Below are 19,503 nucleotides of genomic sequence, written 5' to 3' on the forward strand. Positions count from 1 at the left end.
GCACCTCGCGGGCACCGGGCCGTTGTGCCCCTGCCCGTCCGCGGACCAGCTGCCCCGTGTCAGCTGCCTCCGCCGCATCCGCCCCCTCCGCCGCAGGACGACCCCCCGCCGCACGAATGACCGCCGCCGCACGAGTGGCCTCCGGAGTGGCCGCCCGAGTGCCCGCCGCCACTGCCACTGCCGCAGGACGAGCCGCCGCCCCCGCCGCCGGCCCACCAGCTGCCACCGGCGCCACCGGCGCCACCGGCCGCACCGCGGCGCCCGCGCCGTGACGACGCCTTGCCCCGGTTCGCGCTGCTCACCATCGACGCACCGAAGACGACGACCGCCACGATCACGATCCCCGCCACGAACACACCACCCACGGACCTCACGTCCTTCCGTCCCCCGAAGCGAGGCCCCCCGCTCCGCACCGATTCCTGCGTGGAGGGGGGATGCCCCCGCCCCCGCACGGCCAAAGCAGACTTGAGCAACTCCAGAGCTTCCGCCCCGGATGACGGAGCGGCCATGGGTCAGGATGGTCCCCAGAGGATCGACGGGTACCCGAGTGAGAACGGTGGAGACATGAACACCAGGCCACTGCTGAACCGAAGGCTGAACGGACTCGGGACAACGATCTTCGCGGAGATGTCGGCACTGGCGACCGCGACGGGCGCGATCAACCTGGGCCAGGGCTTCCCCGACACCGACGGCCCCGAGGAGATCCGCGAGGCCGCCGTCCGCGCCTTGCGGGACGGCAAGGGAAACCAGTACCCGCCCGGTCCCGGAATCCCCGAGCTGCGCTCGGCCGTCACCGAGCACCAGCAGCGTTTCTACGGCCTGGCCTTCGATCCCGACACGGAGGTCCTGGTCACCGCCGGCGCAACCGAGGCCATCGCCGCCACGATGCTCTCCCTGCTGGAGCCGGGCGACGAGGTCATCGCCTTCGAGCCGTACTACGACTCCTATGCGGCCTGCATCAGCATGGCAGGCGCGACCCGTGTTCCCCTGACCCTCCACGCGCCCGCGTTCCGCCCGGACCTCGACGCCCTCCGCGACGCGGTCACGGACCGCACCCGCCTGCTGCTTCTCAACTCCCCGCACAACCCGACGGGCATGGTGCTGACCCGGGAGGAGCTGAGGGCCATCGCCGAGCTGGCGGTCGAACGGGACCTGATCGTGGTGACGGACGAGGTATACGAACACCTGGTCTTCGAAGGCGAGCACACCCCGCTCATCTCCTTCCCCGGAATGCGCGACCGCACCGTCTCCATCTCCTCGGCCGGCAAGACCTTCTCGTTCACGGGATGGAAGGTTGGCTGGGTCACCGCATCCGCCCCGCTGGTAGCGGCCATCCGCACGACGAAGCAGTTCTTGACGTACGTGTCGTCCGGGCCGTTCCAGTACGCGGTCGCGGAAGCCCTTCGCCTGCCGGACGACTATTTCAGCGGGTTCCGCGAGGACCTGCGTGCCAAGCGCGACATCCTCGCCGGCGGACTCACCGAAGCGGGCTTCGAGGTCTTCCGCCCCCAGGGCACGTACTTCATCACCACCGACATCGCCGCCCTCGGCGAGAAGGACGCTCTGGCCTTCTGCCGCAGCCTCCCGGAGAGGTGCGGTGTGGTCGCAGTCCCCAACTCGGTCTTCTACGACGACGTGGAGGTCGGCCGGAGCCAGGTCCGCTTCGCCTTCTGCAAGAGAACGGACGTCCTGCGCGAGGCCGCTACCCGCCTGCAACGGCGGTAGTCACGCTTGTGGGCCCGGACCCGGACAGAACGTCGCATCGCGCTTCGCCCTCCAACGGACGGGGTCGGCCCGCACATTCACCACGTGGGAGGACGCCGGTGGGGGAAGACGGCGAACAACAGGCCACTCAGCTGTGCGCGGCCACTCCAACGCGGGCCTGGCGACCTGCGGCGGCCTCGTTCATGGAGTTCCACCGCGCTTGTACCCGGCCCACAACCGGCCGCCGGCCTGCTCCAGCACCTCGGCCACGGCTGCCACGAGGGATTCGATCCGCCCCTCAAGTACTTCACGCATGCCGTCGTGCAGCCGCATGGCGAGCTCCGGTGCCATGGTCTCGAGACGGCGTGCGAGCCACTTCCCGCCCCCGTTCCAGGATCCGCCCACGGCCAGCGCCAACTCGCCGGTTCGTCTGACCAGTTCGGTGGCGATGAACAGTCGTTCGCTCCGGTCGGTGCTCCCCGCGAGGTCGTCGAGGAGGTCGGTGATCGCGTAGCGGCGGTCATCGATCTCTTCGGCGGACACCGGGGGTGGCCCCGCGACGGTCAGCTTCCGGGCCTGCGCTGCGAGGCGCGCCCCGACTCCATCGGCGTCGAGGAGCAGCAGTCCGTCGGCACACATCCAGAGGAGTGGTGACCGGCGCTTGCGCACTTCGCGCTCGACGTACGCGTGCCACGTTGCCTCGGTGTGCACGAACATCTCCACCGGCCACTCACCGTGCTGGAGGCTCGCCCGGTACGGGGCTGGGGAACCGTGAAGGAGCACCACGATGTCGAGGTCCGACGTCGCCGTACGGCGGGCCGTCAGGACGCTTCCTCCCAGGAACGCGGCTCGGGCGTCGGGGTGGTGGTCCTTCACAACGGCACGTGCGGCATCGATCGCATCCATGCAGCAACTATTCAGCACCCTGCCGGTCGTGCGCATGGGGTTTCTCTTGTGCGCTTCGCCTTCTGCAAGCGCGCGGAGGTGCTGTCGGAGGGAGGCCGTGGAGCGGTTCAGGGGGCTGCGGCCGGGCTCCGGCCGCTGACCGCGGGACGGCGCCGGGCGTGCAGCCGGGCGGCTGCGGCCACCGCGGTGCCGAGTGCGGCCGCCGCGTACCAGTACACGGCGAAGTCCCAGGTGTGGGCGGTGGCCAGGGCCAGGCTGCCGCCCATGAACGCGCCCACGGACTGACCGAGCGCCGTGACGAGCATGCGCGACTTCACCGCGGAGAGGGTGTCCAGTTCGCCCTTCACCGCCACGAACGCCTGGTCGTTCATCGCGCCCAGGACCGTCTCGCCCAGGGTGAAAAGGACGATGCCGGCGAGCAGTACGGGCAGGTTCAGGTGCGCCGCCCCGGTCACCGCGAAGGACGCGGCCATGAACAGGGCGACCACGCCGAACATCCGGAAGGCGCCTTCGCGGTGTGCCATGTGCCGGCCGGCGATCCGGCCCACGGGGACCTGGAGCACCACCACGAGGGCCGCGTTGAGCAGGAAGAGCGAGCCGGCCAGGGCGGGGCGGCCGGTTCCGAATACGTACAGCGGCATCGCGGAGAACAGCTGCGAGTAGAGGACGAAGCAGAGGAACGAGGCCACGGCGGTGCGGCGCATCTCACGGTTGCCGGCCGCCGTGCGGAGCCAGCCGCCCGCGGCCTTCCCCCGTTCGGTCCGCAGCCGGAGTCCGGCCGGCACGGCCACCGCGGTGACCAGGGCGGAGAGCGCGAAGACGGCGGCGACGACGAGCAGCCAGACGTCCGGGGAACGGAAGAAGAGCACGGCCCCGAGCATCGGTCCCGCGGCCGAGCAGAGGTTGGTGACGACCATGAGGCGGGCGTAGGCGGCCACCCGTTCCCCGGGATCGGTCACGTACTCGCCGACGCAGGTGCGCACGGTGACCGAGTTGACGCTCATGCACACGGCGACCCCGAGCAGCAGGGCGACGACTGCGATGCGGCGGCTCTGCACCAGGGCCGCGACGCCCACCATGGCGGCGGCCGAGGCGAGTGAGAGCGTCAGGACGGGCCGTACGCGGCTGAAGTCCACCCGGTCGACCAGGACGAACCCGCAGAACCGCAGCGCGCTGAAGAGGAAGAGCACCGCGCCGACGGAGAGCGGACCGGCCCGCCAGCCCTCCAGCAGCACCGGCAGAACGGGCAGCAGGGCGTAGCAGGCGACGCTGGTGATCCCGAAGTTCAGCAGCAGGGCGAGCAGCAGTCTGCGTACGGCGGCGGGCGGGGGCTCACTCACCGTCCGGGGCGGGGCCGCGGCCGTCCGACCGCGCGGCATCCTCATCGGTGGCCGTCCTTCCTCGTTCGTCGGCCCGGGACATGTCGACGCCGTCCAGGTAGGTGTCCTTCATCGACGCGTGGCCGACGAAGGCCGACCACACCTCGGCTCCGCGCAGCGCCGCCCGGTCCAGCACCGCACCTCGGAAGTCGCTGTGGCTGAGGTCGGCTCGGCGCAGGTCCGCCTCCCGCAGCCCGGCCTCGATGAGGTTCGTGCGCTTGAGCACCGCGCCGCGCAGGTCCGCGCCGTCGAGCCGGGCGCCGCGCAGGTCGGCCCGTTCCAGGTCCGCGCCCCTCAGGTCCGCACCGCTCAGGTCCGCGCCCCGCAGGTCGGCGTGGGCGAGAGCCGCGCCGCGCAGGTCGGCCCCGCTCAGGTCGAGTTCACGGCCGTGGACGCACACCAGGTTCCAGCCGTCCAGGACGGTGTGCAGAACCAGCCGCTGCACGTCTGCGGGCCCGGCGTCATGCTCGGTGACGAGGGCCAGGGTGCGCAGCCCGAGGCCGGACACCGCCCGCAGCCGGGCGGCGTCGGGTGCGGTGGCGATGTGCCGTGAGGGGGAGAACGGGTCTCCCGGGAGCCCGGGTTCCACGATGTTCTCGCCCTCGCGGGTGAGCAGTGCCCCGGAGAGGGCGACGAACGTCGCCGCGGCCGGCAGGTCGTGTGCGACGGCGGAGAGGAGGGTGCGCACCACGGTGTCCTATCGTCCGGCGCCGGCGGGCAGGGGTCGGGAGCCGTCGCGCAGGGACACCGGTCCTCTGCGGGCGATCTCGTTGAAGAAGAAGATGTGGGTCAGCCGGGCGTCGGCCGGAGTGCTTCCGCAGCCGCCGAGCGAGGCGTGGTAGAGCTCGCAGCCCTGGAACAGGATCAGCCGGTTGTGGACGGGGGCCACCCATTCGATGAGCTCCCACGCGCCGGCGTCGGCGTACTCGGGGATGATGACGGCCTGTTCGTACGCGAAGGCGTCGCCGTATCCCGCGGCGCGGGCCTCGGCGTCGGTCGGGGGCCGCTCCAGACCGGTCCTGCGGTGCCGGAAGAAGCCCGTACCGGCGCTGTCCGGGGCGTCCGGCGTCAGATAGACCATGGCGGCCCAGTCCGCCGCCTGGTCCGCGTGCACGTTGGCCAGCCGGCCGGTCTGTTCGGTCGCCAGCCTGAAACCGCCGAAGGTGAACGAGTCGGCGTCCACGTCGACCTGATGTCCGGTCAGTCCGGCGAAGGCCTCCATGAGGGCCGGGCTGTGCAGCATCTTCTCGCTCTGCCAGCCGGGGTAGTTGTACGCGGCGGCGCTGCGGTAGTTGTGGGAGAGCGCGAACTCCCGGGCCTTGCCGGGCTCCGCGTAGAAGTCGTCGACGACGATGATGCGGCCGCGCTCAGACATGGGGGCTCCTTCCCGGCGCGCTGGTGCCCCACTGCGGGGCGGGCGCGGGTGGCAGCCGGTCGGCGCAGGCCGCCGGCACATGGGTGAGCGTGGCGCCGGGGCTGCCGCAGAGCACGAGCCTGCCGGAGCCGAGCCGGGCCAGCGCCGAGGCGGACGGGTCCAGGACCACCCAGCCCGCGTTCTCCGCAGCCGTGTTGACCACGGCCAGCCAGCCACCGTCCGGGGCGCCGATCGCCGTCGGGGTGTCCTGCGGGAGCTCTCGTACCGTCGTCGCGGGCAGCTCACCGGCGCGGCGCACCAGCCGGCCGATCAGATGGACGAGGGCCTCCCGGTCGCAGCCGTCCACCTCCTGGGTGCTCAGCCCGAGCGCGTACACACCCGGGGAGGCCGGTCCTCCGGCCGCCGGGCCCGCCATCGTGCAGAACGCGTTTCGCACTCCGTACCCCTCCGCCGAAATCGCCGAGATCACCGGAATCGCCGGGGCCGGCCGTGCGGCCCGCCCCGGCGGTCCTCGGATCCGATCAGTGAAGAGCGATGGCGCTCTCGGCCGCGCTCTCCTCGGTCCGCGACAGCGGCGAGAAGTCCGTGAACCGCATCATGTTGTTCACGGAGGAGTCGGTGAACTCCTTCTCGTTGAACTCGCCGAGCTTGATGTCGGGATTCATGTCGTTCCACCAATCTTTGTCTTGACGGAATTACGAACCCACCGACGTATCTGCCGGCCGGGCCTCTTCATCCTCCCGTTTCCGCGGCCGGACGGGCTAGGCACTCAGACCCTCGGATACGACGGTGGCGGTGACCGGACAGGGGGGCAATCGAGACAAAGTCAGGTATTGTCTGCGGCCGTACATCAAGGGGTCGCCGCCCGTTCCCCCGATTCCCACGACACGGCCGATCAGAATGTCGTGGTCACCGCCGTCCAGCACCTCGTGGCGCTCGCAGGAGAGCTGGACAACGGCGTCCGGAAGGACCGGGAATCCCTCCGGCGAAAAGGCGAAATCGCCGTCCTCGAAACGCGTTCCGGCAGGTTCCCGGGCGAACCTCGCCGCGAGGGACGGGTGGTGCGCGGCAAGCACGTTGACGGCGAATCCGCGGCCGCGCACGAACGCGCGGTGCGAGGAGTTCGTACGGCCGACACAGACGAGGACCAGCGGCGGGTCGAGGGACAGGGAGACCACGGAGGTCGCGGTGAAGCCCCGTGGCGAGCCGTCGGGGGCCAGCGTGGTGACCACGCTCACCGCGGCGGGGACGGCCGACATCGCCCGGCGCAGCTCCTGCGGTTCGACGCTCACCGCCCGCCCTCCGACAGGGCCCGCGACCCCAGGCCGGTGAGGGCGCTGAGATACCGCCCCGGGTCGGTACGCGGACGCGGCGGTGCGGCGCCCGCGGCCGTGCCCACGTACAGCCAGCCCAGCAGTTGCTCACCGCCGGCCAGGCCGTGCAGGGTCCGTACCCCCGGGTCCTCGATGGCGGGGCCGGTGCGCCAGATCGAGGCGTATCCCCGGTCGTGGAGCAGCAGGGACAGGGTGCTGACCACGGCGGCGGCGGACGCCAGCTGCTCCCAGCGCGGGATCTTCGGATGGTCCACCGGCGACAGGACGATCGCGACGAGCAGCGGGGCGCGCAGCGTCTTGGCGGCGGCGCGCCGCCGCGCCTCCGGGTCCTGGCCCGCGCATGCCGCGAGTTCCCGCCCCAGCCGTTCCCGCTCCCCTTCCCGCAGCGAGACCAGCCGCCAGGGCAGCAGCCGGCCGTGGTCCGGGGCGCCCATCGCGGCCTCCAGCAGGACGAGCAGCTCCCTGTCGTCCGGTGCGGGAGCCCCGAGGCGGGGGGCGCTGCGCCGGGTGCGGACGCTCTGCAGGGTCTCCATCTCAGGCCTCCCGCGCGGCGGTGGCCGGGAGGGCGTCCCGGCGGGCGTCGAGCAGCGCGCCGGTGTGCTTGCGGGCCTCGGCCAGGACCTGCTGCGGCGGCTGCGCGCCGTCGAGCACCACGAGGTCGGCGCCGGTCTCCTTCATGACCGTCTCATACCGCCCGGTCAGCCGGGTGATCTTGTCGAGCAGGGCGGCCGGGGAGTAGATCCGCGCCCAGCGGTCCTGCCGTTCCACGAGCCGGCGGCAGGCCAGTTCGGGGTCCACCCGGACCCACAGGAGGAGGTCGGGCCGGGGCGCGGAGGCGGCGAGGCGCTCCATCCAGTCGCGGTGCTCGACGATCTCCTCGCAGTACACGTCCCAGGTCTGGAACCACCGGTCGAAGAGCACGACATCGGCTCGCTCGAACCGCTCCCGGCAGTAGCGGAACTGCACGACGGTCTCCAGGAGATAGGTGCCGTGCCGGAAGTCGGCGGGTATCCGGTCCTGGTACAGAACCGACTCCGCACGGCCGGTCTCGGCCATTTCCTGGAATGCGGCGGTCATCGCCCTTGCGGGGCGGGCCACTTCCACGCGCGCGCTGCCACGGAGGCTCTTCCGGAGATTCTCCACCAGGGTGGATTTTCCGCTTCCGTCGACACCTTCGACCGCAACGAGCGAATACTTTCTCTCCATACCCCAGTCCTCATCCGTGTGATTCAATCAACTGCCATGAGAGACACTGTCGTTGGTGTTCCGCTACGCCCGTGGAGGCGTCCCGGAAAAGCGGACCGATGGATGCAGAGCATGGCCTACTTCACCGCGGTGGAGGCCGCCGGGGGAATTCCGCTGGGAATTCCCCCGCTGCCGGAGCGGAAATTGCGCGTGCTCTACGAGAACTGTGACGCCCTGCTGCTCCCGGGCGGCATGGACCTGGATCCCCGCTCCTACGGCGGCGGGCCCGGGCCGGAGGGCGAGGTGCATCCGGAGCTGGACCGGGCGGAGCTGCTGCTGACGCGCTGGGCCCGGCAGGACCGGGTGCCGCTGCTCGGCATCTGCCGGGGTGCCCAGATGCTGAACACCGCACTGGGCGGCACGCTCTGGCGGGATCTGCCCACCGAGTGCGGGGCGGTGGGTCACGGCGGGGCGGAGGGCGAACCCACCCGCCACCACGAGCTCGTCGTCGACCCGGGCAGCCGGCTGCACGGCATCCTGGGAGCCGGCCGGCTGCCCGCCAACAGCCGCCACCACCAGGCGGTCCGGGTGGCCGGCGACGGCCTGCGGGTGAGCGCCCGGGCGTCGGACGGCACGGCCGAGGCGATCGAGGCCGCGGGCGCCGACGCGGACTGGTTCGCGGTGGGGGTGCAGTGGCATCCGGAGGAGCTCCCGCCCGGCCATCCGGCGAGCAGCCAACGCCTGGTGACGGCGCTGCTGCGGGCGGCCCAGCCGGTCTCCGCACTGTTGCGGACCGGCTGACCCCACCCCGCCCCGGTGACCGCGCTGCCGCGGACGGCCCAGGCGGTCTCCGCGCTCCTGCGGCCCGGCTGACCCCACCCCGCGCCGGTGACCGGGCTGCGGCGGACGGCCCAGCCGGGGGCCGCGATCCTGCGGCCCGGCTGACCCCACCCCACTCCGGTGACCGCGCTGCCGCGGACGGCCCAGGCGATCACGCTCCCCCGGCCCGGCTGACCCCGCCCCGCGCCGGTGACCGGGCTGCCGCGGACGGCCCAGCCGGGGGCCGCGATCCTCGGCCCCCACGGATCCCGCCCCGCTCCGGTGACCGGCCCGGCCGGTCACCGGAGCCGTACCGGCGCTCCCGCCCGCGCGGGGATCCGCCGGTATGCCGTCACCGCTCATGCCGGTCCCCGGGCCAGCGAGGCCGCGCGCAATCCGTCGACCAGGGCCTCGGCGGCCAGGGCTGCGTCCTCCAGGCCGCTGCCGGTGACGGCGACCATGCCCCAGCGCCCGGGGACGCTCGCCACCACCTTGCTCCGGCGCCCGGGGGGCGTCAGCCGCTCCACCGCGGCCCGGGTCGCGGCCATGCCGGCCTCGGCGCCGGGCCGGTAGACCCGGGTGGCCACATGGCCCGCGTCCGGGTCCCCGGCCACCTCGTCCTGGAACACCCGCATGTACTCGGCGCCGTGCGAGGAGAGGTTGAAGTCGATCGCCCCGAGCACGAGCCCGTCGCCGTGGATCCCGCCGATCCGGCCGACCCCGAAGTCGACGCCGCCGGTGACCATGCCGCCCCGGCACCCCTGCGCCTCGCTGCCGGGACCGCGAAAGGCGTCACGCACCGCGTCCATGGCACGCGTCATGGACGCATGGTGCTCCGCCGGCATCCCCATCCGCGCGCAGTCCTGCGCGGTGAGCGTGACATTGCCCTCCCAGGAGACCCCGTTCATCAGCTGGAGCGTCATGCCCGGCGCGACCTGACCGCCCCGGATGTGCCCGGACGGGCTGACGATGAAGTCACGGCCGCCGATGCCGCAGCGGAGGAAGTCCAGGTGGGCCTCCAGCACATAGGCGTCGCCGTGCCGGTACGCCTCACGGGCGTGGGCCCGCAGGCCCGCCTCGTCCTTCAGCGCGAGGCCCGGCACGATCCGCGCCCCGTCACCCGCCTCGCACGGCTTGAGGCAGCCGCGCTCCAGACCGTGCCGACCGGCCAGGAGCCGGGCCGCGGCCACCAGCCCGTCGGCGAAGGACTCCTCGTCCGTTGTGCGGAGCACCAGATAGCCGGGGAGGACCGGCACGTCCATCCCCAGCAGCCGGTACGCCTCCGACTGCCGCTGCTCCGCGGCCAGCAGCCCGGCCGGGCCGAGACCGTCGACGGGGACCGTGAGGGCGTCCGCGACCGTCGGATGGATGTGGTTCTTCCGGTTCCAGCGCTCCGAGACCACGGGGTTGTTCGCGTCCACGTACAGCACGTCCAGACCGGCCCGCTCCTTGAGCCAGAGCAGGAACACCTGGGTCTCCGGGTCCAGTGCGTAGAGCCGCACCACCGCCGATGGCCGCTCGCGGAGCCAGTCGATCAGCGCGGTCAGCGGGCCCGTACCGCCGGGCCCGTGCGCGGCGGCCGCGGTGAGCAGCGCGTCGGAGAGGTAGTAGTGGTCGGTCAGGCCGATGTCGAGCGAGTCGGCGCCGTAGTGGTCCACCGCGTCCCGCCAGGGGCTGGTCCGGCCCACGGCGAGATCGCCCGCCGCGGCGAGGGAGACCGCCCGGCTCTCCAGGTATCCGGCCACGTCGTACGGGTCCCGGCCGGCCCGGACGTCGGCGAGGTCCCCGTCGAAGCCGCGCGTGGTCCGGGTCGCGGAGTGCAGGATGACCGCGGGCGGCGCCTGGGCGCCGGGGCCGGCGTCCGCCGGCGCGGTGTACGAGATCAGCTCCCGGGCCGCCCTTGCGGGCACTCCGGCCGGTCCGTGGCCGTGCAACGCCGTGCACAGCTCGGCGAGTTCGGCGGTGTCCAGCACCCGGTGCCCGGTGCTGAAGCCGGCCCAGACGGACTCGACGGGGGCGTCCGGGCCGGGGACCGTCCCGGCTGCGCGGGCGGCGGGTTCGATGTCATCGGTGATCATGCCGGGAGTGTCCCCTTCTCAGTGGCCGGAGCGAGCGCCGACAGGCGGCGCGCGGCCTCCTGGAGTACACCCGGTTCCTTGCAGAACGCGAACCTCAGCAGACCGTCCGCCGCCTCGGGCCGGTGGTGGAATCCGGTGAGCGGGAGCCCGGTCACGCCGTAGTCGCGGGCCAGCAGTTCATTGGCCCGCAGTGGGTCGGCGGGCAGTGCCGCGCCCGTGGACGCCATGATCATGAATCCCCCCGAAGGAGTGACGGGCCGCATCCCGGCGGCTTCCAGTCCGGCCAGCAGAGCGGTGCGCCGCTCCAGGTATTCCTGTCGCTGTACGTCGAACCAGCCGGTGCGGTGGGCCCAGGCGAGCCCGGCGGCGACCCCCAGCTGGAGGGGCGCGGGGGCGCAGTAGGACAGCATCCGGTGGGCGTCCCGCAGCGGCCCGGTGAGCTTCGCCGGGGCGAACGCCCAGCCCACCCGCCAGCCGCACACGCTCAGGGACTTGGAGGCCCCCGAGCAGACGATGGTGCGCTCCCGCAGGCCGGGCAGCGCCGCGATGCTCCGGTGCCCGCCGTCCAGCCCCAGCCCCAGCTCCTCTCCCTGCTTCGGCCCCTGCCCCTGTACGTGGACGAGTTGCTCGTACACCTCGTCGCACACCGCGTACAGGCCGTGGCGCAGCACGAGCGCGCCGAGTGCCTCCAGGTCGGCGGCCGACGCGACCCAGCCGGTGGGGTTGTGCGGGGTGTTGAGCAGCAGCACCCGGGTCCGTGCGGTGACGGCGGCGGACACCGCGTCGGCGTCCAGGACATAGCCGCCGTCCCGGCGGACGAGCGGTACGGGGACGGGGATGCCGCCGGCCCTGCGGACGAGCGCCGGGTAGGAGTCGTAGAACGGCTCCAGCATCAGGACCTCGTCGCCGGGCCGCAGCAGCGTCTCCAGCGCCGTCGCCAGCGCCTCGGTGGCCCCGGCGGTCACGGTGATCTCGGTCCCCGGGTCGTAGCGCGTGCCGGCGGGCACCGCCAGTGCGCCGAGTGTGGCGAGGAGTTCGGGGTGGCCGGCCGAGGGGACATACTGGTTGACGCCCGCCCGCATGGCGGCCGCCGCGGCGCGCCGGAGCACCGGCGGGCCGTCGAAGTCCGGTGCTCCGCGGCCCAGGTTGAGGGCCGCGTACCGCTCGGCGAGCGCGTCGGTGTGGGTGTAGACGTCCGGGGCCGGCGCCCGGGGCGCGAGGGCCCCGGACACCGGCAGCAGGTCAGACGACGCCATAGAACGCGGCGGGGTTGTCCCACAGGATGGCCCGCTTGACGTCTTCGGACAGCGGGGACTTGAGCACGTCCTCCAGTTCCTCACCGAACTCGTGGTCCGGGTGCGGGTAGTCGCTCGCGAAGAGCAGCCGGTCGGTGCCGATGTCCGGGGCGAGCTTGTCGAGGTAGGGCTCGCATCCCTCGGCGCTGACCCAGCACTGGCGCCGGAAGTACTCGCTGGGCCGGTGCCTGACGCCCGGGATCTGGAACTTCCAGTTGCGGTACTCCAGGTCGTCCATCCGCCACAGCAGGTACGGCACCCAGCCGCAGCCGGCTTCCATGAAGCCGAACCGCAGGTCCGGATGGCGCTCCATCACGCCGCCGTCGACCAGCGCGATGAACGCCATCATCTGTTCCATGGGGTGACAGGCGCTGTGCATGGCGAAGTGCGTGGTGAACCGGTCGGCCCCGGCGGCGGGGAGCATGGTGTGACAGCCCTCGTGGAAGCTGACGGACACCCCGAGCTCCGCGCACTCGGCCCAGAACGGCCCCGTGTCCGGGTGCCCGACCGACCGTCCGGACACCATGTTGGGCCGGAGCATGACCGAGCGCATCCCGAGCGTCTCGACCGCGTACCGCAGCTCACCGATGGCCAGGCCGACGTCGTGCAGGCTCAGCAGCGCGACGGGCTTCAGCCGGTCCGGGGCGTGCGAGCAGAAGTCCGCCAGCCACCGGTTGTAGGAGCGGGAGATCGCGGCGGCCAGCTTCGGGTCCATCCCGTCGATCGCCACCGTGCCGAGCCCGAGCGACGGGTAGAGGAACGACATCTCGATCCCCTGGTCGTCCAGGGACTTCACCTGGGACGGGGCGTCGAAGCCCCGCGCCGCGTACTCGCCGTACTCCGCGATCGTGCGGCGCTGGAACTCCGCCACCAGCTCGTCCGGGTAGTGCCGGTACATCGGCCGGCCGTCCACGAGCATCTGGGCCCAGCCCTGCCCGTCGGACCGTGCCCGGCGCGGCGCCCGGTCGCGGAAGGCGGGATCGATGTACTCGCTCCACATGCTGTCGGGCTCCATGACGTGCCCGTCCCCGTCGATGACGCGGAATCCATCGGGTTGCCTCATGGATCAGACCCCGACCGGCTTCAGGACCAGCTCGCGGTGGAGCGCGCCCCAGAAGTCGCCCAGCAGACCCGCGATGAGCAGGGCACCGCGCTCGATCTCGGCACGCGACTCCGGGCCGCCGGTGGCCTGTTCGACCGCGGCGTGGATCCACTCCACGTGCTCGCGCTCGATCAGGAGGTGGAGGTAGAAGTACTCCATGCTCTCGACGGTCGATCCGGGAAGGGCGCGGAAGCCCTCGTAGAAGCTGTTGATCATCGGCAGGCCGCTGAGCTCGATCGTGTAGTGCCCGCCGAGCGCCGCCTCGACGCTGCCCTCCAGGAAGAGGGTGCGGATCCCTTCCACGAGGGCGGTCGTCTCCGGGAGGTAGTCGATCGAGCCGGCCTTGGCGACCTCGATGCCCAGCGGCTCGCAGGAGTTCTTGAACATCTTGTAGTGCCCCATGCCGCCCTCGCCGCCCCCGCCGAGCTCGGAGACGATGGTCTTGGCGAGCTCCCGGCGGATCTCCTCGTTGTCGACCCGGTGTGCGAGACCGGCCAGGATCTGCGGGAACGTACGGATGTAGAGGTAGTACTGGTCGGCGAACCGCTGGACGTCGTCGACGGTCAGTTTCTGGGCGCGGAAGGCCGCGAAGAAGTCGTTGTCCACACAGTCGGTGGCCTTGACCTCGGCGTTCAGACCGGTGAAGAACTCATCGAGGGACTGCATGCCGGATCTCCTTCAGTAGGGGTTGACTGCTCACACGGCCGGCCGGGCGCCCACGGCGGGGCGCACGACCAGCAGGTCGAGAAGGTCTTTCCAGAGCCCGGCCGGTGTGCCGGTGGCCGGGAACGCGGTGGTGTCGACGACGTACGGTTCGCCGTCGGCGCCGCTGACCACGTCGAACACCCCGTAGCCCAGCCCGAGCGCCGCGGCCGCCCGCACGGCCGCCCGTGAGGCGGCGCGGACCACGGGGTCGCCCGGGGCGGCGGGGCGGCCGGAGCCGCCCTCGGCCCGTCGGGTCGTCAGCGCGTCACGGGGGGCGGTCCGCTCGTCGGCCGCGACGGCCGTGCCGCCCGCGACCGTGATCCGGAGCTCGGTGCGGTGCGCCCCGTCCCGCGGCGCCCCGATCTGCCGCTCGAAGAGGAACCCCGGCGTACCGCAGAGGAGTTCCAGGAACCGGCGCTCGCCCACCGGCACCTCCCGGAAGAGCCACTGCTCGCGGCGCTCCCAGTCGGCGCGGCCCACGGGCCCGCCCGGGGCGAGCAGACTCCGGCCGTCGTAGTGGTAGTTGGTGCGCCAGCGGTCCGGGGCGAGGTGGGTGAGGCCCTTGCCCATGGAACCGCAGACGGCCTTCACATAAAGGGAGTTGCCCCTCTCCAGCTCGGCCAGCAGCTCTGCGGGGTCCGGCCGCTCCAGGATCTCCGGCACGGGCACGCCGTACCGGAGCAGCCGGCCCTGCGCCGCCGCCTTGTCCCGGGTCAGGGCGACGGCCCCGGGCGGGTTGAGGTACCGCACGGATCCGCCGGCCGTCGCCGCCAGCTTCCGCCCGGTGCGCAGCAGGTACGTGTGCAGCGCACGGGCGTACGCCCGGGTGCCGTACGGGCCGGGCAGCCGTCCCTCGACCTCGGAGTCCCAGAACGTGTGCGGGAAACAGAGGATCACCACGGTGTTGCCGGGCATCGGGGGCAGCCCGCCGGCCACCTGCCGGTAGCTGCGCACCTGGAGGTCGACCCCCTGGGCGGTCAGCCACCCGCGCAGGGCCGTGAAGGGCCCGAGCGCGTCCGAGGCGGAGCTGTCGGCGACCAGGAGGAGCGGGGTGCTCCCGTCCTCGCTCACCCGGCCTCCCGCAGGAGCGAGGCGATCTCCTCGTATACGACATCGGCGTCGCGGTCACCGTCGACGACCCGGTGCGCGGCTCCCTCGAAGGCGCGGTCGTAGCCGCGATCCAGCCGCGTGAGATCGGCCAGCAGCCGTTCCTCGCTCCAGTGGTCGGCCGTCCAGTCCCCCCGGGCGGCCACCCGGCCGGCTGCCACCCGGGGGCTCGTGCGCACCCTGATGAGCAGGTCGGGGACGGGCAGCAGGCCGGCGAGCCGCCGGTACCACGCGTCGTGGACGCCGCGGCCCCCGCAGTAGACCTCGTAGGTGGGGAGCCAACGATCGAAAACCAGCCAATCGAATCCTGTGTATTCGCTGTCCAGATAATGGAACTGGGATATCGCGTCGATCACGTACGCCCCGCGCCGCAGATCTCCAGGAATTACGTCCTGGTAACGTGCCGCAGATTCCGGCGATTCTCCGACCAGTTCACGGAAGACCGCGCCCATGTGCGGCGAAAGCCGTTCCGTACGCACAGAATTTCCGAATTCTTCGGCGATTCGGCGCACCACCGTGGTCTTGCCGGAACCGTCTATCCCCTCCAGCGCGATGATCCGGTACGGCCGGGCGTCCGCCCTCATGCGGTCACCCTTTCCACCGGGAGCCCCGGCTCCTCGCCGGACGCCGGGCCGGTCACCGGGCCCCGGGTCCGGGCCGGGACCGTCTCGTTGACCGAACGCTGGCCGGCGCAGGCACCGGTGACATGGAGGCCGGGCACGTCCGTGCGGCCGTGCGCGTCGCGCCGGAGCGTGCCGTCCGGCTCCCGCGCCAGGGAGCCCGTCAGCTCACCGGGCGGGTAGACGGGGGTGCAGCCGGCCGCCCAGACGACCACCGTGGAGTCCGCGCGCCGGGTCTCCTCCCACAGCCCGTCGGCGTCGTCGCCGCCGACCCGGTGGGCGCGTGCGTGACGGCAGCGGCCCGCGGTGGAGTGCGAGCCCAGGACCCCGAGGTTGTCCGTCTCGCGGTAGCGCCAGCGGATCGCGCCGCCGTCGGCGGTGAGCGTCTCGTGGACCAGGTGACGGACACAGGGCACGTTCCACGGCTGCCGGCCGCACTCCCGGGCGCTCTTGACGACCAGCTCGTACGCCAGTTGCGAGGGGGCCCGCCAGGCGAACCTGTCATTGCTCTCGGCGGGGTACATGCCGATGTAGCGGTTGGCCAGGATCGTGACGTCCCGGGCGTCCGGAGCCATCAGGCCCGCGGTCTGCATCGCCGAGTTGCCCGCACCCGCGATCACCACCGACATCCCCTCCCACCGGCGGGTACTGCCCGCGGCGAGCTCACGGTGGACCGTGTCGTAGGTGATGGCCCCGGCCGCGCGCAGATCCTCGGGGGGCCGTCGCGGGGTGCTGCCGGTCGCCAGGACCACCCCGTCCGCGTACACCTGCCGGCGCACGCCGCCGGGGGTGCGCAGGCTGAGGACGAAGCCCTGTGCGTCCTGCTGGATGTCCATCACCCGGGCCAGCGTCACCGAGGCCCCCGAGCGCATCAGGGATTCCTGGACGTAGGTGTCGTACTCGTTCGCGCTCGGCCGCAGATCACCGGGCCGCATCACCGCCCGCAGCTCCTCCGGCCGGCCGGACAGGAGCAGTTCACCGGCGTAGGACTGGAGGGTGCTGTGGCCGAGGAAGGCCATGCCCGTGCCCAGCCGCTCCGCTACCACGAGGACCTCCTGGGGCGGTACATCGCCCCTGCGCACCTGGATGGCGGCGGCCGATCCGCCCCCCACCACCACGAGACGCCAGCGCCCCGGCCGCGGACCCGCTTGAGACATTCGTTCCTCCTGTCGATCACTCGTACCGGACGACGGACAGGGCAACGTCAGCCCCAGCCCAGATCGCCCGACGCAATCGAGAGGTCGACCACGGTGGCGCCGGCGGTCACCACGCCCAGCACCACACATGACTGGATACATCGACAGAAGATCTTCACGACGCATTCCCTCCCATTCACAGTTCGAATGAAATCGCCTTCAGAATTTCTTTTGGAAGACATCGCTATTTTGACCAGGAGCCAGTTGTGTCCGCCGCATGGGGACAGGATCATCTTTCCGACTGACTCCAACAGGACAGGGAGATGAACGGTGTCAATTTCTGACATTCATGCCCCTACCGGGCCGACCCGTCTCGGGCCGCTCGCCACACGTGCCTATCAATTCGCCGTCACCCGCAAGTCCTTCCGGGCCGCGGACCTGATCGACCACGAGGGCTTCTCACCCTCGGAGGCGCAGACGGCGATGGAGCAACTGCACCGGTACCGGCTGGTGTCCAGGAGCGAGGACGGCCCCGGACGGTTCGTCGCGGTGCCGCCCGACCGCGCGCGCACCCTGCTGCTGGGCGAGCCCGTGCGCAAGCTCAACCGGCTGATCCGCGAGGTGGACCAGACCCGGTACGAGCTGTCCAACCTCATCCCGATCTACGAGAACAGCCTGCTGCAGCGGATGGGCAGCCAGTCCGTCCAGCTCATCGAGGACCTCGACACCGTCAGGCAGCTCATCACGGAGATGTCCGAGCGATGTAGCAGCGAGGTCCTGACCTCCCAGCCGGGAGGGGGCAGGCCCGAGGACGTGCTGGCCGAGTCGGCCGGCCGGACGTCGGTGCTGCTGGACCACGGCGTACGGATGCGCACCCTCTACCAGTACGCGGCCCAGTACGACCTGCCCACGATCGCCTTCGTCGAGAACGTGACGGCGCGCGGAGCCGAAGTACGCACCATCGCGGGCTCGCTGACCCGTCTCATCGTCTTCGACTCGGCCGCCGCCCTGATCGAGCTGCGGGGCGCGCCCCAGGGCGCCGTGCTGGTGCACGAGCCGAGCGTGGTGGACTTCATGGTGTCCGCGTTCGAGCGGTCCTGGCTGAACGCGGCGCCGTTCCCCACCCAGTACGACCGCGGCCGCGTGCACGCGGTGGGCGAGGACGTGAAGTCGGAGATCATGCGGCTCCTGGTCCGCGGCGAGGAGGACAAGGTCATCTCCCGCACCATCGGCATCTCGCCGCGCACCTGCCAGCGCCACATCTCCGAGATCATGCAGCGCATCGGCGCCCGCAACCGCGCCCACGTCGGGTTCCTGATCAGCGAGCGCGGTCTGCTCTCCGACTCCGGCGGACAGTGACGCCACGCCCATGGGACGCAGCACCCCTCGCCAGCGTCGCCGAAGGGTTCTGCCGCCCCGCCGCCCACCCCTCACCGCGCCCGGCACGTCCTCAGCCGGACCTCACGTACGGCTCCGCGATCGCGTCCACGGGAATGTCCCGCATCCCGCGCAGCCGCGAACACAGCAGCCACACCACACCCGAACTCATCCCCACCGCGGCGACCAGCAGGGCGCCGCGCACCCCCAGCCACTCCCCGAGCGCCCCGCCGGCGAGTCCGCCGAACGGGATGATGCCCCAGATGAGGAACCGGACGCTGGCGTTCATCCGCCCGAGCAGCTGGTCGGGGCACATCGCCTGGCGGAAGCTGACCTGCGCCACGTTGTAGACGACCAGCCCGTACGCGGCGGTGAACCACGGCACGACGAAGAACACGACGCGCCACCCCGGCCCCGTCAGCGGAAGCAGGACGACCGTGGGGATGGTCACCAGATAGGCCAGCCAGATCACCCGGACCTGCCCCAACCGCCGCGCCATCCACCCCGATGTCGCCGCCCCGAGCAGCCCGCCCGCTCCGCCGGCCGCCATGAGCGCACCGGCCGTCGCCCCGGAGAATCCGGCCTCCCCGACGAGGAGGAGCACCACCAGGGGGGACTGCACGGCGTAGAAGAAGTTGTACGTGGCGGCCGAGCCGGCGACGGCACGCATCAGCGGGTTGCCCAGGACGAAGCGGAGTCCGCTCCTGATCTCCGCCCCCATGCCTCCCCGGCCGGCCCGTCCGGCGACGGGCTCCGGCTTGCGGATGCGCAGCAGGAGCAGCCCGGAGAAGAGGTAGCTGACCGCCTGGACGCTCACGGCGGCCGCCGCCCCCACCTGGACCAGGACACCCGCCACCGCCGGACCGGCCGTCTGGGCGGCCGACGCGGTGCTCTCCAGCTTGGAGTTGCCCTCGACCAGCCGGTCCCGGCCCACCAGGGAGGGGATGTAGGACTGGTAGGCGATCTCGTAGAAGGTCCGGGCGGCGCCGAGCAGCAGCCCCACGACGATCAGCCAGGTGAAGCCGAGCCGTCCCGCCAGGGCGGCCACCACGAGCGAGGTCATCAGCAGCGCCCTGGCCAGATCACACACGATCATGACCGGGCGGCGCCGCATCCGGTCGACCCAGGCGCCCGCGGGCAGTCCCAGTACGAGGAACGAGACCGTCAGCGAGGACTGGAGCAGTCCCATCTGGAAGGGCGTCGCCGACAGCACGGTGGCCGCGAGCAGCGGTACGGCGGACCTGCTCACCGCCGTACCCAGCATGCTCAGGCTCTGGGAGGCCCAGAACGTCCGGAACTCCGGCAGTTTCGTGATCCGCGTACCTTCCGTGTTCCGCATACCCGTCGTGTTCCGCATGCCTTTCGTGATCCGCATACCCGT

General features: G+C 71.9%; 20 protein-coding genes. 3 read left to right on the top strand and 17 right to left on the bottom strand.

Going from position 1 to position 19,503, the window contains the following annotated elements:
- Positions 1-564 precede the first annotated feature (564 nt).
- Positions 565-1,725 carry a pyridoxal phosphate-dependent aminotransferase gene (locus OG782_RS17110; protein ID WP_406451857.1) on the top strand — a complete coding sequence of 387 codons (1,161 nt, stop codon included), beginning with the start codon at positions 565-567 and terminating at the stop codon, positions 1,723-1,725.
- A 180-nt stretch (positions 1,726-1,905) separates the two neighbouring features.
- Here the strand turns inward: OG782_RS17110 and OG782_RS17115 are convergent, their stop codons facing one another.
- The 9 genes from OG782_RS17115 to OG782_RS17155 form a co-directional block, all read right to left on the bottom strand.
- Positions 1,906-2,610 carry a nucleotidyltransferase domain-containing protein gene (locus tag OG782_RS17115; protein WP_406451859.1) on the bottom strand — a complete coding sequence of 235 codons (705 nt, stop codon included), beginning with the start codon at positions 2,608-2,610 and terminating at the stop codon, positions 1,906-1,908.
- 107 nt (positions 2,611-2,717) lie between these two features.
- Positions 2,718-3,950 (bottom strand): MFS transporter, encoded by a 1,233-nt coding sequence (locus tag OG782_RS17120; RefSeq protein WP_406451861.1) that lies wholly within the window; start codon positions 3,948-3,950, stop codon positions 2,718-2,720.
- Positions 3,943-4,680 (bottom strand): pentapeptide repeat-containing protein, encoded by a 738-nt coding sequence (locus OG782_RS17125; RefSeq protein ID WP_406451863.1) that lies wholly within the window; start codon positions 4,678-4,680, stop codon positions 3,943-3,945. Before OG782_RS17125 ends, OG782_RS17120 begins: the two co-directional genes overlap by 8 nt.
- Positions 4,681-4,686: 6 nt before the next feature.
- The gene (locus tag OG782_RS17130; RefSeq protein ID WP_406451865.1) at positions 4,687-5,364 is read right to left on the bottom strand and encodes a DUF6445 family protein; all 678 of its coding nucleotides are present in this window, start codon (positions 5,362-5,364) and stop codon (positions 4,687-4,689) included.
- Complete coding sequence (locus tag OG782_RS17135) at positions 5,357-5,800, bottom strand: hypothetical protein (RefSeq protein ID WP_406451867.1); 444 nt, start codon at positions 5,798-5,800, stop codon at positions 5,357-5,359. Before OG782_RS17135 ends, OG782_RS17130 begins: the two co-directional genes overlap by 8 nt.
- A gap of 85 nt (positions 5,801-5,885) precedes the next feature.
- On the bottom strand, positions 5,886-6,029 hold the full coding sequence (locus tag OG782_RS17140) for a hypothetical protein (RefSeq protein WP_406451869.1): 144 nt from the start codon (positions 6,027-6,029) through the stop codon (positions 5,886-5,888).
- 96 nt (positions 6,030-6,125) lie between these two features.
- Positions 6,126-6,656, bottom strand: coding sequence for a flavin reductase family protein (locus tag OG782_RS17145; protein ID WP_406451871.1), 531 nt, complete (start codon positions 6,654-6,656; stop codon positions 6,126-6,128).
- Positions 6,653-7,231, bottom strand: a complete 579-nt coding sequence (locus OG782_RS17150; RefSeq protein ID WP_406451873.1) for a nitroreductase — start codon at positions 7,229-7,231, stop codon at positions 6,653-6,655. The genes OG782_RS17145 and OG782_RS17150 overlap by 4 nt, the downstream gene beginning before the upstream one ends.
- A 1-nt stretch (position 7,232) precedes the next feature.
- The gene (locus tag OG782_RS17155; protein WP_406451875.1) at positions 7,233-7,904 is read right to left on the bottom strand and encodes a hypothetical protein; all 672 of its coding nucleotides are present in this window, start codon (positions 7,902-7,904) and stop codon (positions 7,233-7,235) included.
- 111 nt (positions 7,905-8,015) lie between these two features.
- On the opposite strand from OG782_RS17155, the gene OG782_RS17160 reads away from it, so the two are divergent.
- Positions 8,016-8,684, top strand: a complete 669-nt coding sequence (locus OG782_RS17160) for a gamma-glutamyl-gamma-aminobutyrate hydrolase family protein (protein WP_406451877.1) — start codon at positions 8,016-8,018, stop codon at positions 8,682-8,684.
- 377 nt (positions 8,685-9,061) lie between these two features.
- Here the strand turns inward: OG782_RS17160 and OG782_RS17165 are convergent, their stop codons facing one another.
- From OG782_RS17165 to OG782_RS17195, 7 genes are read right to left on the bottom strand one after another with little or no spacing between them, the layout of a single operon-like run.
- Positions 9,062-10,780: a hypothetical protein gene (locus OG782_RS17165; protein WP_406451879.1), complete on the bottom strand. Its 1,719-nt coding sequence runs from the start codon at positions 10,778-10,780 to the stop codon at positions 9,062-9,064.
- On the bottom strand, positions 10,777-12,036 hold the full coding sequence (locus OG782_RS17170) for a pyridoxal phosphate-dependent aminotransferase (RefSeq protein WP_406451881.1): 1,260 nt from the start codon (positions 12,034-12,036) through the stop codon (positions 10,777-10,779). The genes OG782_RS17165 and OG782_RS17170 overlap by 4 nt, the downstream gene beginning before the upstream one ends.
- Positions 12,023-13,138, bottom strand: coding sequence for an amidohydrolase family protein (locus tag OG782_RS17175; RefSeq protein ID WP_406451883.1), 1,116 nt, complete (start codon positions 13,136-13,138; stop codon positions 12,023-12,025). The genes OG782_RS17170 and OG782_RS17175 overlap by 14 nt, the downstream gene beginning before the upstream one ends.
- A gap of 3 nt (positions 13,139-13,141) precedes the next feature.
- Entirely contained in the window at positions 13,142-13,843 is a 702-nt protein-coding gene (locus OG782_RS17180) for a TenA family transcriptional regulator (RefSeq protein WP_406451885.1), read from the bottom strand.
- Between the two features lie 30 nt (positions 13,844-13,873).
- Complete coding sequence (locus OG782_RS17185) at positions 13,874-14,953, bottom strand: hypothetical protein (RefSeq protein WP_406451887.1); 1,080 nt, start codon at positions 14,951-14,953, stop codon at positions 13,874-13,876.
- The gene (locus OG782_RS17190) at positions 14,950-15,573 is read right to left on the bottom strand and encodes a hypothetical protein (RefSeq protein WP_406451889.1); all 624 of its coding nucleotides are present in this window, start codon (positions 15,571-15,573) and stop codon (positions 14,950-14,952) included. The genes OG782_RS17185 and OG782_RS17190 overlap by 4 nt, the downstream gene beginning before the upstream one ends.
- Positions 15,570-16,766 carry an FAD-dependent oxidoreductase gene (locus OG782_RS17195; protein WP_406451891.1) on the bottom strand — a complete coding sequence of 399 codons (1,197 nt, stop codon included), beginning with the start codon at positions 16,764-16,766 and terminating at the stop codon, positions 15,570-15,572. The genes OG782_RS17190 and OG782_RS17195 overlap by 4 nt, the downstream gene beginning before the upstream one ends.
- Before the next feature lie 309 nt (positions 16,767-17,075).
- On the opposite strand from OG782_RS17195, the gene OG782_RS17200 reads away from it, so the two are divergent.
- Entirely contained in the window at positions 17,076-18,104 is a 1,029-nt protein-coding gene (locus OG782_RS17200; protein WP_406451893.1) for a LuxR C-terminal-related transcriptional regulator, read from the top strand.
- A gap of 91 nt (positions 18,105-18,195) precedes the next feature.
- On the opposite strand, the gene OG782_RS17205 is transcribed toward OG782_RS17200, so the two are convergent.
- Positions 18,196-19,461: an MFS transporter gene (locus OG782_RS17205; protein ID WP_406451895.1), complete on the bottom strand. Its 1,266-nt coding sequence runs from the start codon at positions 19,459-19,461 to the stop codon at positions 18,196-18,198.
- Between the last annotated feature and the right edge of the window lie 42 nt (positions 19,462-19,503).

The sequence above is a fragment of the Streptomyces sp. NBC_00876 genome (assembly GCF_045207435.1).
In the GTDB taxonomy this organism is placed as follows: domain Bacteria; phylum Actinomycetota; class Actinomycetes; order Streptomycetales; family Streptomycetaceae; genus Streptomyces.

Bases quoted from the DNA above. Each gene is read 5' to 3' on its own strand.
- OG782_RS17165 (WP_406451879.1), bottom strand. From the start codon at position 10,780: ATGATCACCGATGACATCGAACCCGCCGCCCGCGCAGCCGGGACGGTC.
- OG782_RS17110 (WP_406451857.1), top strand. From the start codon at position 565: ATGAACACCAGGCCACTGCTGAACCGAAGGCTGAACGGACTCGGGACA.
- OG782_RS17160 (WP_406451877.1), top strand. From the start codon at position 8,016: ATGGCCTACTTCACCGCGGTGGAGGCCGCCGGGGGAATTCCGCTGGGA.
- OG782_RS17205 (WP_406451895.1), bottom strand. From the start codon at position 19,461: ATGCGGAACACGGAAGGTACGCGGATCACGAAACTGCCGGAGTTCCGG.
- OG782_RS17190 (WP_406451889.1), bottom strand. From the start codon at position 15,573: ATGAGGGCGGACGCCCGGCCGTACCGGATCATCGCGCTGGAGGGGATA.
- OG782_RS17175 (WP_406451883.1), bottom strand. From the start codon at position 13,138: ATGAGGCAACCCGATGGATTCCGCGTCATCGACGGGGACGGGCACGTC.
- OG782_RS17195 (WP_406451891.1), bottom strand. From the start codon at position 16,766: ATGTCTCAAGCGGGTCCGCGGCCGGGGCGCTGGCGTCTCGTGGTGGTG.
- OG782_RS17115 (WP_406451859.1), bottom strand. From the start codon at position 2,610: ATGGATGCGATCGATGCCGCACGTGCCGTTGTGAAGGACCACCACCCC.
- OG782_RS17180 (WP_406451885.1), bottom strand. From the start codon at position 13,843: ATGCAGTCCCTCGATGAGTTCTTCACCGGTCTGAACGCCGAGGTCAAG.
- OG782_RS17170 (WP_406451881.1), bottom strand. From the start codon at position 12,036: ATGGCGTCGTCTGACCTGCTGCCGGTGTCCGGGGCCCTCGCGCCCCGG.
- OG782_RS17155 (WP_406451875.1), bottom strand. From the start codon at position 7,904: ATGGAGAGAAAGTATTCGCTCGTTGCGGTCGAAGGTGTCGACGGAAGC.
- OG782_RS17150 (WP_406451873.1), bottom strand. From the start codon at position 7,231: ATGGAGACCCTGCAGAGCGTCCGCACCCGGCGCAGCGCCCCCCGCCTC.
- OG782_RS17140 (WP_406451869.1), bottom strand. From the start codon at position 6,029: ATGAATCCCGACATCAAGCTCGGCGAGTTCAACGAGAAGGAGTTCACC.
- OG782_RS17130 (WP_406451865.1), bottom strand. From the start codon at position 5,364: ATGTCTGAGCGCGGCCGCATCATCGTCGTCGACGACTTCTACGCGGAG.